The following is a 10534-nucleotide window of genomic DNA, read 5'->3' on the forward strand; positions in this document are numbered from 1 at the left end:
ATCCAGCCGTTGCTGCTGGATCTGACTAAGCAGCAGCGCCTTACGTTTTTCGCGTTCGACTTTACTGCTCATTATGCATCATCCTCCAGGGCCTGCCTGTCGTTAGCAAGTTCATGGCGGGTATGACGTAACAGCGTTGACTTACGGGCTTTACGTAGCGTCCATATCCCGCCAATGAGCGCCAGAAGCAACAGCACAACGGTGGTGGCTATCATCGCGTTGAGACGGTACTGAGGGTCAATGGCCCAGATGATAAGCACCATCAGGCTCATCAGGCCAAATGCTGCGAACAGCATAGTTAGCCCCAGCATCAGCAGTAGCTGAAAGAGGTTGGCTTTTTCCTCTTCCAGTTCAACAACGGCCAGACGTAACCGGGTCTCAACTATCTCGACGAGGATCGTGATGATCCGTTGTCCGATACCCAGTACGTTTTTGCCTGGACCTTGTGCGTGATCGGAGTCCGCCATTGTTAGCGGCGCGACAGCAGTACGCCAAGCACCACGCCGACCGCAGCGCCAATACCGACGCCTGTCCATGGATTTTCGCGTACGTAGTTGTCGGCTTTTGCCGCGGCTTCGCGAGTTTGCTTAGCAATCACATCGCTGGTTTCACCCAGGCGATTGCGGCTCTCTTTCAGCGCGCGTTCTGCTTTACTGCGAATTTTACTCAACTCTTCTTTCGACTTATCGCCAGAGGAGCTCAGTACCTCTTCAAGCGTATCCGCAAGGGATTTCAGCTCAGCGCGCAGGTGTTCCGTAGCATTATCTTTTGACATAGTTTTCTCCAGGTGAGTGGGTCGTTACCGTACTTAGTAATCGCGTGACTCGAGTTCTTTCAGTTCAGTCTGAGCTTCGGCAAGCTTGCGCTCGCGTTTGGTGATTTTATCTGTATCGCCTTTTTGTTTCGCCTCGGCGAGATCACGTTTACGCTCGGCGATCTCATCTTTCTGTTCTGCAATTTTTTTCTGATGCTCGGCACGTAGCTTGCTGTCAGAACAATTGGCCCGGACTTCGCTCAGGGCCTTGTTCAGGCCGTTGATACGACTCTGATTGTTGTGCTTTTCGGCATAGCTAATCTCCCGCTGAATATCGTGTTCTTTTTCCTGACAGAGGGTGTTGGCGTAGCTGCTGGCACTGAGAGCGAAAAGGGTAACAGCCAAAGCGATGCGGTATTTCATACTTGAACCTTCCATTGTGATTCGACCCGGTAACGCGAGGGTCGTTGCTCCAGATAAAAAAGCGTGGGCCATAAACCCAGCTTATTAATCATAGGCACTAAACGGCAAAATCACCAAAGTGGGTGAAATAATTCAGATTCCTGGAAGTTAACCAAAACGGTGTGGGTTATCACGCAAACGTGATAACCACTGCACCGCCTGATTATCATCATCCTGTTGGGCGATGACGAAGCCATGCGGCAACGTTCTGTCGAGAACGACCTTCGCGGCTGCGCTTTGCGCGCTGGAATCAAAGGTGATCAGCAGCGCATCATTTTGCGGGGTAATGCTTTTAAAGCGAATGCCGTTGGCATCCAGATGATGCCAGATAGAAAAACCATCTGGCATGCTGGCGCCCTGGTTAACGGCGCGAATGGCTAGCGTCGACTCCTGCTGACGAATGGCAGACCAGGTCAGGATAAGCGCGCCTAAAAACAGGATAAAGGTGGTTGTCCAGGCCAATCGTCGGAGCGTTATGCGTGGTAGCAGCATAATTTATCCCCGGTTCCCGTATTTCTTTTTCCATAAAACAACCAGTGAACCGGCGAGGCCAAACACCAGTAAAACAACGGGAAGCAGCATCAGGCACGACATTAACTGATCTTCGTACTTGAGGAACACCGGCGTTTTGCCCAGCAGATAACCGAGTGACGTCAGGATCAAGACCCACAGCAGTCCGCTCATCCAGTTGAAGAACTGAAAGCGCGCATTGTTCAGGCCGGAGAGTCCTGCAATGGTCGGCAGCAGCGTTCTGACGAAGGCAATGAATCGCCCGACCAGCAACGCAGACAGGCCATGTTTATGGAACAGATGGTGCGCGCGCTGATGATAATGCGCGGGAAGATGAGAAAGCCAGTTTTGCACGATGCGGGTATTCCCCAGCCATCGTCCCTGGATGTAGCTGACCCAACAGCCGAGGCTGGCCGCGGTGGTGAGGAGCAGCACCGTTTGTGGAAAGCCCATTGCGCCTTTAGCAATAAGCACGCCGACCAGCACCAGTAAGCTGTCACCAGGTAAAAAGGCCGCAGGAAGCAGCCCGTTTTCCAGAAACAAAATGGTAAACAGGACAAAATACAGCATGCCAATCATCGACGGATTGGCCAGAGTTTCAAAATCCTGAGCCCACAAGGCATTCAGTAATTGAGTCAGTAGTTCCATTCAGTATTCCTGGAGAAATCGGTTGTCGTCATGCCGGTTTTCTGGAGTTTGTAACGCCGCAATATTATTGATCTTTTTTTGCATGTATCGCGGTCTGACACAAATTCACGGCCTGAACTGTTCCCTGTTAAGTTGCAAAGTAAGCAAGCACTGATACACAAAAATTCAAAACGCATGTAATTGTAACAAAGGTCAACGTAGTCCGTTATAGAAATTACGGTCGCTGAACCGTGATTTTGCTTATCGCAAAGGAGGGTGGCGAGAGGATTTACACAGGCTGACACTTTATACCTAATGCTTACCGAGCGTCAGAAACAGGCGCCCTGGCGCGCCTGTGAATATGAGAACGCTTATTTTGCCCCGTTAGCGGCCGTATCCAGATGAACCACCGGATTATCGGTAAAAAGATAACGGTCGGCGTTGAACTCAAAATCATCGCTGGTTTCGTTAAACAGCATCTGTTTGGTGTTCTCAAGGTGCTGCCACATCGCCAGTTTGGCAGCATGGGGATCTTTACGGATTAATGCCCGTAGGATCTGGTCATGGTCATCGCACCAGTTATCTACCGTTCGCAGGTCGATGTGATCGTGCAATTTCTTCCAGTACGGGTTGTGAACACGCTGAGTCCACATTTTTTCAACAATCGCCGCCAGTGCGGTATTTTGCGTTGCCAGCGCCACTTGCACATGGAACTGGAGATCCCACTCGGAGTCACGGAAGCTTTTTTCGTTGCGCGACTTCTCCTGGATTTCCATCAGTTTCATGATGTCCTGTTTGGTCACCTGGGTGGCGGCAAACTCGGCAATATTGCTCTCTATAAGCTGGCGTGCCTGCAGCAGTTCAAATGGACCGTAGCTGGCAAACTCAAGATTGGCATCTGGCGCGACGTAGTGTTTTGGCTGGTTAGAGATGACGTGGATCCCAGATCCTTTACGCACCTCAACGTAGCCCTCAACCTCGAGCATGATAATGGCTTCACGGACCACGGTACGGCTGACGTTCTTTTCATCGGCGATAAAGCGCTCGGCGGGAAGTTTTTCACCCACCAGGTAAACACCCTGCTCAATGCGCGCCTTCAGATCGGCAGCAAGTTGTTGATACAAACGTCGTGGTTCGGTGATTTCCATATGCGCTCCAGGCATGATACGGCAGACTCTATTTGTTATACCACTTTTGCGAATTTGGCTCCACTTGTGACGATAAAAAAGCCGCCAGAACGCTGGCGGCTTTGAACGTATTTCGTTGGTGATTGAGTCAGGTCAACTTTGTGGTGCGGGATCGCCGGTTTGCGGTCCCGAGTCGACCTCGCTGGCCGGTTTGTTTTGCAGCACCGTCCAGATGACTAACGCACCGAGCAGGTCGAATACTGCCAGTACCGCAAACAGTGGGCTAAAGCCGATGGTGTCAGCCAGGGCGCCCACGACCAGCGCAAACAGGGTGCTTGCCAGCCAGGCAGACATCCCGGTCAGACCGTTCGCTGTAGCCACTTCATTACGACCAAAGACGTCAGAAGAGAGGGTGATCAGCGCACCGGACAGGGCCTGGTGAGCAAAGCCCCCGACGCACAGCAGCGCGATGGCAATATACGGGCTGGTAAACAGACCAATCATGCCCGGGCCAATCATCAGGAATGCGCCCATGGTGACGACCATTTTACGTGACACAATCAGGTTGACGCCGAACCAGCGCTGGAACAGCGGCGGCAGATACCCACCAACGATACAGCCGAGGTCAGCAAACAGCATGGGCATCCAGGCGAACATGGCAATTTCTTTCAGGTTAAAGCCGTAAACTTTAAACATGAACAGCGGGATCCAGGCGTTAAAGGTACCCCAGGCCGGCTCTGCCAGGAAACGCGGCAGTGCAATGCCCCAGAACTGGCGGTTACGCAGGATCTGCGCGACGGACATTTTCTTCGCCGTGCCGTTTTTATGCTGTGATTCCTGGCCGTTGAGAATGTAATCACGTTCTTCGTCGGACAGTTTTTTCTGATCGCGTGGGTGTTTGTAAAACACAAGCCAGCACATGGCCCAGATGAAGCTCAGGACACCAGAGATAATGAACGCCATCTGCCAGCTGTGCATCACGATGGCCCAGACTACCAGCGGCGGCGCAATCATCGCGCCAATAGAGGAACCGACGTTAAAGTAACCGACGGCAATGGAGCGCTCTTTGGCCGGGAACCACTCCGAGCTGGCTTTCAGACCCGCTGGGATCATCGCCGCTTCAGCTGCACCGACCGCGCCTCGCGCCACAGAAGACGGCCCACAGAACGGCGAACATCGCGTAACCTATTTTTGTTCCCAGCACGTCCAGAACGTAGCCAGCAACGGGTTGCATAACGGTGTAAGCAGCAGAGTACGCTGCGATGATATAGGAATACTGTTGAGTGGAGATGTGTAACTCTTCCATCAGCGTTGGCGCAGCTGCCGCCACAGTGTTACGCGTCAGGTAACCCAGCACGGTGCCAAGCGTCACCAGTGCGATCATATACCAACGTAACCCTTTAATTTTACGCATGTAAAACCTCATCGTTTTGTTATTTCCGCGAACGAGCGGTCATCTTCCTGTGTAGGGCGGAGGATGTTCTTTTTACGAAAGGGGTGACCGAAAAAAACCGGTACTCCCCGAACTTTGCCATTTCAAGAATCGTGCTAATTCGGTTTCCGTACCGGTCAATCCGATGGTGGACCATCGGTAATTTGCATTCCGTCGGCTTATGTATTGCGACGGCAAAAAGATAACTTGTCATACAGCTTTAAAAGGTGAGTGCCATCACAAAAGTGTGAATCTTCGTGTGGTCATTATTTCGATTCAGCAAAGCCAGTGCTGGCGCGGGCTGGCGTAAGATTTACCTCTTTGAGAGTAATTTTTTTGTCGCCATTTGTTGATCTAACTCACGAAAATATCTTCAGCCTGTGGAAATTGGTGTGATAACTTTGTCAGCATCAAAACATAAGCAATCTGACGCACTCGCTGAGAGGAAGACGATAATGACCCCGTTTATGACTGAAGATTTTCTGCTGGATACCGAATTTGCCCGCCGTCTGTATCATGATTACGCCAAAGATCAGCCAATCTTCGATTACCACTGCCATCTGCCGCCGCAGCAAATCGCGGACAACTACCGTTTTAACAACCTGTATGACATCTGGCTGAAAGGCGATCACTACAAATGGCGCGCTATGCGTACTAACGGTGTTGCTGAGCGCCTGTGTACCGGCGATGCGTCCGATCGTGAGAAGTTTGACGCCTGGGCCGCGACGGTTCCGCACACTATTGGCAACCCGCTTTACCACTGGACGCATCTTGAACTGCGTCGCCCGTTTGGTATTACAGGTAAGCTACTGTCGCCTGCGACGGCGGATGAAATCTGGAATCAGTGCAACGAACTGCTGGCGCAGGAACAATTTTCCGCGCGCGGCATCATGCAGCAGATGAACGTGAAAATGGTCGGTACCACTGACGATCCGATTGATTCACTGGAACATCACGCCTCGGTCGCCAAGGACAGCACCTTTGCCGTCAAAGTGCTGCCGAGCTGGCGCCCGGATAAAGCCTTCAATATTGAGCAGGCAACCTTTAACGACTACATGACGAAGCTGGGTGAGGTGTCCGACACCGATATCCGTCGCTTCACCGATCTGCAAACCGCGCTGACCAAACGCCTGGATCACTTCGCTGCACACGGCTGTAAAGTGTCTGACCATGCGCTGGATGTGGTGCTGTTTGCTGAATCTAATGAATCTGAACTCGACAACATCCTGACGCGTCGTCTGGCTGGTGAAACGCTGAGCGAGCATGAAGTGGCGCAGTTTAAAACGGCCGTGCTGGTGTTCCTTGGTGCGGAATATGCCCGTCGTGGTTGGGTCCAGCAGTACCATATTGGCGCACTGCGTAATAACAACCTGCGTCAGTTCAAACTGTTGGGGCCGGATGTGGGCTTCGATTCGATCAACGATCGTCCGGTTGCGGAAGAACTCTCCAAACTGCTGAGCAAGCAGAACGAAGAAAACCTGCTGCCAAAAACCATCCTGTACTGCCTGAACCCGCGCGACAACGAAGTGCTGGGCACCATGATCGGCAACTTCCAGGGCGAAGGTATGCCGGGAAAAATGCAGTTCGGGTCCGGCTGGTGGTTCAACGATCAGAAAGACGGAATGGAACGCCAAATGACGCAGTTGGCGCAGCTCGGTCTGCTGAGCCGTTTTGTCGGCATGCTGACCGACAGCCGTAGCTTCCTGTCATATACGCGCCATGAATATTTCCGCCGCATTCTGTGCCAGATGATTGGCCGCTGGGTTGCCGCGGGTGAAGCCCCGGCAGATATCCAGCTGCTGGGTGAAATGGTGAGAAATATCTGCTTCAACAATGCGCGCGATTATTTTGCCATTGAACTGAACTAAGGTCCGGGTTGATATGCAATACATCAAGATCCATACGCTGGATAACGTTGCGGTTGCGCTGGCCGATCTGGCGCAAGGCACGCAGGTTAGTGTAGATAGCCATACCGTAACGCTACGACAGGACGTTGTACGTGGACACAAATTTGCCTTGAGCGATATTGCTCAGGGTGAGAACGTCATTAAATATGGCCTGCCGATTGGCCATGCTCTGGCGGATATTGCGGCGGGTGAACATATCCATGCTCACAATACGCGCACCAATCTGAGCGATCTGGATGAATATAGCTATCAACCCGACTTTCAGGAACCTGAGGTACAACCGGCAGATCGCGATGTGCAGATCTACCGTCGTGCCAACGGTGATGTCGGGGTGCGTAACGAACTGTGGATCCTGCCGACCGTCGGCTGCGTTAACGCCATGGCGCGTCAGATGCAGACCCGCTTCCTGAAAGAGACCAACGATGCTGAAGGCATCGATGGCGTTCATCTTTTCAGCCACACCTACGGCTGCTCGCAGCTGGGTGACGATCACATCAACACCCGCACCATGCTGCAAAACATGGTGCGTCACCCGAACGCGGGGGCGGTGCTGGTGGTGGGGCTTGGTTGTGAAAACAACCAGGTGGATGCCTTCCGCGAAACGTTGGGCGAGTTCGATCCTGAACGCGTGCACTTCATGGTCTGCCAACATCAGGAAGACGAAGTGGAGGCGGGAATCGAACATCTCCATCAGTTGTACAACGTGATGCGCCACGATAAGCGTGAGCCAGGTAAACTGGGCGAGCTGAAGTTTGGTCTGGAATGCGGCGGGTCTGACGGCCTGTCCGGCATCACGGCTAACCCGATGCTGGGACGTTTCTCCGACTATGTGATTGCCAACGGTGGCACCACCGTGCTGACCGAAGTTCCGGAAATGTTTGGCGCTGAGCAACTGCTGATGAGCCATTGCCGTGACGAAGAGACGTTTGGCAAGCTGGTGACGATGGTCAATGACTTCAAGCAGTACTTCATTGCCCACGACCAGCCGATTTATGAGAACCCGTCACCGGGTAACAAGGCGGGGGGGCATCACCACGCTGGAAGATAAATCACTGGGCTGCACGCAGAAAGCGGGTTCCAGCCAGGTTGTCGATGTATTGCGTTACGGTGAACGGCTAAAAACGCACGGTCTGAATCTGTTAAGCGCGCCGGGGAACGACGCCGTTGCCACCAGCGCGCTGGCGGGTGCTGGCTGCCATATGGTGCTATTCAGTACCGGTCGAGGCACGCCTTACGGCGGCTTTGTACCGACGGTGAAAATTGCCACGAACAGCGAGCTGGCGGCGAAGAAAAAGCACTGGATCGATTTTGATGCGGGACAGCTGATCCACGGTAAAGCCATGCCTCAACTGCTGAATGAGTTTGTCGATACCATCGTCGAGTTTGCTAATGGTAAACCGACCTGTAACGAACGTAATGACTTCCGCGAGCTGGCTATTTTCAAAAGTGGCGTAACGTTGTAATAATTGTACAGGCCTACGCGATCAGTAGGCCTGATAAGCGTAGCGCCATCAGGCATAAACCGTTGCCGGATGGCGGCGTAAACGCCTTATCCGGCCTACATGCTTGCCGCCTTGCTGTCGCACGAAATCTATTGGGTAATCGAAATAGAGTAGATTTTAAAAACGGCGTTTCATAATATGAGGCGCCGTTTGTTTTTGCATTTCCTCACAAGGATTTTTCATGACCGCGTATTGGCTGGCCCAGGGCGTAGGTGTCATCGCCTTTCTGATCGGGATTACCACCTTTTTCAACCGCGATGAGCGCCGCTTCCGGCTGCAGCTTGCCGTCTATAGTGCCACTATCGGGGTACACTTCTTTTTGATGGGGGCCTGGCCCGCGGGGATGAGTGCGGAGCTAAACACCATCCGAACCCTGGTCTCGATGCGCACCCGCAAACTGTGGGTGATGACCGTTTTTATCGTTCTCACGCTGGTTCTTGGATTGGCGAAACTACAGCATGCGATGGAGTTACTCCCCATTATTGGCACGCTGGCCAGCACTTGGGCGCTGTTTCGCTGTAAAGGATTAACCGTCCGCTGTGTGATGTGGTGCGCGACCGCCTGCTGGGTGGTGCATAATTTCTGGTTGGGATCGATTGGCGGCACGATGATTGAAGGCAGTTTTCTGGTGATGAACGGCCTGAATATTATTCGTTTCAGACGCATGCAAAAACGGGGGATAGATCCCTTCAAAATTGAAAAAAGCGTACAGAAAGAAAACCCCTCCGCACCATGACGGAGGGGAAAAGTGATTAGCCGCGCAGGGCGTTGTTTGCCAGACGTTCGTCTTCAGCCTGGCAGGCTGCAGCGGTAAACAATACGTCGGTTGAGGAGTTCAGTGCGGTTTCACAGGAGTCCTGCAACACGCCGATAATAAAGCCGACGGCAACTACCTGCATGGCGATATCATTCGGGATACCGAACATATTACACGCCAGTGGGATTAGCAGCAGAGAGCCACCCGCCACGCCAGATGCGCCACAGGCACAAAGCGATGCCACGACGCTCAACAGCAGCGCAGTCGGTAAATCAACCGGGATCCCCAGTGTATTCACCGCTGCCAGCGTCAGCACGGTAATGGTGATCGCCGCGCCAGCCATGTTGATGGTTGCACCCAGTGGGATAGAAACCGAGTAGGTATCGCGGTCCAGATTCAGCTTCTCACACAGCGCCATATTCACCGGAATGTTGGCGGCAGAGCTGCGGGTAAAGAAGGCATACACGCCGCTTTCACGCAGGCAAGCCAGCACCAGCGGATACGGGTTGCGACGAATTTTCCAGAACACCAGCAGCGGGTTGACCACGAACGCCACCAGCAGCATACAACCTACCAGCACTGCCAACAGCTGCGCATAGCCCCACAATGTAGCAAAACCCGTGGTAGCAAGCGTGGAGGAAACCAGGCCGAAAATACCGATAGGGGCGAAACGAATCACCAGTTTCACCATAAAGGTGACGGCGTTGGACATATCGTTGACCAGATTCTTGGTCGTTTCATTCCCGTGGCGCAGGGCAAAACCCAGGCCGACGGCCCATACCAGAATGCCGATATAGTTCGCGTTAAGCAGGGCATCAATCGGGTTCGACACCATACTCATCAACAGCCCACGCATCACTTCGACAATGCCCGATGGTGGCACAATATCGTTAGCGCTGCTGGCAAGATGCAGCGTCGAGGGGAAGGCAAAGCTGAACACCACTGCCGCTAATGCCGCGGAGAAGGTACCGAGCAGGTAGAGGAACAGAATCGGACGGATATTGGTTTTTTGCCCATGCTGATGGTTCGCAATAGAGGCCATTACCAGCATCAGAACCAGGATGGGAGCGACGGCTTTTAATGCGCCGACGAACAGGGTGCCCAGCAAACCAGCGGCTTCTGCAGCCGGTTTTGAGATCAGTGCCAGCGCAATCCCCAGTACTAAACCTATCAAAATTTGCTTAACAAGGCTCCCTTGCGCCAAACGCGAGATCAGCCCCGACGAACGTTGCGTAGTCATTTCGTAATCCTTTTATTGTGTTGTCGCCTGACCCTTGTGCGTTCTATAGACGCATCTTTCAGAGTGAGGCAAATGTTTGCATGGCTGAGTATAAGGAAAGAACACGCTTCGGGAAGCGAAATATCCTGGATTTTACGCTGAGATCATATTTTATAACTTTAAATTAACATTGTGATGACATGTTAAACAAAAAGCCCGACGCACACAGTGGGCGTC

Annotated in this window: 10 protein-coding genes and 3 pseudogenes; 3 read left to right on the forward strand and 10 right to left on the reverse strand. The window is 52.7% G+C overall.

The genetic code is table 11. The features are described 5' to 3' along the window. The 9 genes and pseudogenes from FDW95_RS23985 to FDW95_RS24170 form a co-directional block, all read right to left on the reverse strand. Positions 1-72: pseudogene (locus FDW95_RS23985) on the reverse strand (hypothetical protein); the annotation flags it as partial. Then, on the reverse strand, positions 72-467 hold the full coding sequence (locus FDW95_RS16955) for a phage holin family protein (protein WP_096755578.1): 396 nt from the start codon (positions 465-467) through the stop codon (positions 72-74). The gene FDW95_RS16955 and the pseudogene FDW95_RS23985, both read right to left, overlap by 1 nt. Before the next feature lie 2 nt (positions 468-469). Next, entirely contained in the window at positions 470-775 is a 306-nt protein-coding gene (locus FDW95_RS16960) for a YqjD family protein (RefSeq protein WP_096755579.1), read from the reverse strand. A gap of 33 nt (positions 776-808) precedes the next feature. Further along, entirely contained in the window at positions 809-1177 is a 369-nt protein-coding gene (locus FDW95_RS16965) for a DUF1090 domain-containing protein (protein WP_096759327.1), read from the reverse strand. 147 nt (positions 1178-1324) lie between these two features. Continuing rightward, positions 1325-1708 (reverse strand): EnvZ/OmpR regulon moderator MzrA, encoded by a 384-nt coding sequence (mzrA, locus tag FDW95_RS16970; protein WP_096755580.1) that lies wholly within the window; start codon positions 1706-1708, stop codon positions 1325-1327. A gap of 3 nt (positions 1709-1711) precedes the next feature. Next, positions 1712-2374, reverse strand: coding sequence for a DedA family general envelope maintenance protein YqjA (yqjA, locus tag FDW95_RS16975; RefSeq protein ID WP_045447871.1), 663 nt, complete (start codon positions 2372-2374; stop codon positions 1712-1714). A gap of 350 nt (positions 2375-2724) precedes the next feature. Continuing rightward, on the reverse strand, positions 2725-3501 hold the full coding sequence (gene exuR, locus FDW95_RS16980) for a transcriptional regulator ExuR (RefSeq protein WP_096755581.1): 777 nt from the start codon (positions 3499-3501) through the stop codon (positions 2725-2727). Positions 3502-3633: 132 nt separating this feature from the next. Next, positions 3634-4137 carry an MFS transporter gene (locus tag FDW95_RS24165; RefSeq protein ID WP_349290506.1) on the reverse strand — a complete coding sequence of 168 codons (504 nt, stop codon included), beginning with the start codon at positions 4135-4137 and terminating at the stop codon, positions 3634-3636. Further along, positions 4117-4906: pseudogene (locus tag FDW95_RS24170) on the reverse strand (MFS transporter); the annotation flags it as partial. The pseudogene FDW95_RS24170 and the gene FDW95_RS24165, both read right to left, overlap by 21 nt. Before the next feature lie 461 nt (positions 4907-5367). Here FDW95_RS24170 and uxaC point away from each other — a divergent pair. From uxaC to FDW95_RS17000, 3 genes and pseudogenes are all read left to right on the forward strand, one after another. Beyond that, positions 5368-6780, forward strand: coding sequence for a glucuronate isomerase (gene uxaC, locus FDW95_RS16990; protein ID WP_096755582.1), 1413 nt, complete (start codon positions 5368-5370; stop codon positions 6778-6780). A gap of 13 nt (positions 6781-6793) precedes the next feature. Beyond that, positions 6794-8282 (forward strand): annotated as a pseudogene (locus FDW95_RS16995) (altronate dehydratase family protein). A 220-nt stretch (positions 8283-8502) separates the two neighbouring features. Further along, entirely contained in the window at positions 8503-9057 is a 555-nt protein-coding gene (locus FDW95_RS17000) for a YgjV family protein (RefSeq protein ID WP_115257430.1), read from the forward strand. 16 nt (positions 9058-9073) lie between these two features. Here the strand turns inward: FDW95_RS17000 and sstT are convergent, their stop codons facing one another. After that, positions 9074-10318: a serine/threonine transporter SstT gene (sstT, locus tag FDW95_RS17005; RefSeq protein ID WP_096755585.1), complete on the reverse strand. Its 1245-nt coding sequence runs from the start codon at positions 10316-10318 to the stop codon at positions 9074-9076. Positions 10319-10534 lie beyond the last annotated feature (216 nt).

The sequence above is a fragment of the Citrobacter sp. wls718 genome (assembly GCF_005280945.1).
Taxonomy (GTDB): domain Bacteria; phylum Pseudomonadota; class Gammaproteobacteria; order Enterobacterales; family Enterobacteriaceae; genus Citrobacter; species Citrobacter gillenii.